General features: G+C 61.7%; 2 protein-coding genes. One reads left to right on the top strand and one right to left on the bottom strand.

Annotation, left to right across the window (positions count from 1 at the left end; all coding sequences use genetic code 11):
• Positions 1-267 precede the first annotated feature (267 nt).
• Positions 268-573, top strand: a complete 306-nt coding sequence (locus tag ACU18_RS18810; RefSeq protein ID WP_157407868.1) for a hypothetical protein — start codon at positions 268-270, stop codon at positions 571-573.
• 264 nt (positions 574-837) lie between these two features.
• Here the strand turns inward: ACU18_RS18810 and ACU18_RS20045 are convergent.
• Positions 838-1172: hypothetical protein (locus ACU18_RS20045; RefSeq protein ID WP_197273628.1), on the bottom strand; the 335-nt coding region annotated here is incomplete at its 5' end.

Raw genomic sequence — 1172 nt, 5'->3', positions numbered from 1 at the left:
AACCACAACCGATAGCGTAAATCGGGGAACTACCCGGCACTAACGGCCGGCGACGCTGCAGGGCATCGTTTTGTCTGGTGGCCCTCCCTCCTCCAGGAACACCGGGAAACTGTTCTCACGGACTACCTTCGTTTCGGTCGGCGAAGAAGCCGGCATCTTGAGGTCCCTGGGAGCGTATGGAGAACAGCTGCCGCCCTGTTGCCTGGCGCAAGGTCCTTGGCCGGTACCTTTCCATCGGCCAGTGGTCCGAATTGTTTTGGCACTGTCATGGCAGGAGTCGGTGTTGTGGACGCGGCCGACACGTGGATGGTCCAGGAACCGTTTGAGAAGTGGCTCGCTATGGTGGCTGTACCCGGCGGAAATGACAGCAATGCGGGTACGGTCCTCGTCTGGCGTTCACCTACAGGCCTGGCCCAGCATGTTGCCATCACTGTGGGCGGCGGATATGCGCTGCATAAGCCCTCGCAAGGCTGGATGAGCCCAAGGAAGGTGCTGACCAGCCGCGAAGTCATCGCCAGTGCACGTCAATCCGGGCGGCGGTTCAGCCGGTACACGCTGGTGGGAGCGGTCTGATGCCATGATCAGGGTACGCCGGTGTATTGGGGGTTGATGTGAACATGGCCACGATCCCCGCCGGATTATGCTGCCGCGTGCCTGCGATTAGGACGGCTCGCCTAGAATTGATGAAGATGTACGGACTTGGAAGCGCTTGATTTCGGGTTGCGTAGTAAACGAAACACGCATATGAGCCACTGCAGTTGCGCCAGCGGTCGGCTCTCAACAGGAGGAATCCACATGGCCGAGAATAACGGCGGCAACCGCGGGAACGACCGGGGCTCATTCCGGGGAAACAACAACTCCGGCGGGGATCCCCGCGGCTTCAGGGGACGGGAAAACCGGGACAACAACGATCCTGCAAAGCGCCCAGCCGGCAACGGTGAGCGTAAGCCCTTCGGTGACCGCGACCGTAAGCCTTTTGGTGACCGTCCCCGCCGTGACGGTGAAGACCGTGGCTTTGGTGGCGGGGAGCGGAAGCCTTACGGTGACCGGCCTGCTGCTGGTGGTGGCGCGGGCCGTGGTTTCGGTGGTGGCGACCGTGATCGTAAGCCTTATGGTGATCGTCCCGCAGGCGACCGTGGGTTTGGTGGCGGGGACCGTGAGCGTAAGCCTTA

It is taken from the genome of Arthrobacter sp. ZBG10, from assembly GCF_001238605.1.
Lineage (GTDB): Bacteria > Actinomycetota > Actinomycetes > Actinomycetales > Micrococcaceae > Arthrobacter.
The sequence above is the reverse complement of the archived record's forward strand: the minus strand, read 5'-3'. Positions and strand labels throughout refer to the sequence as shown.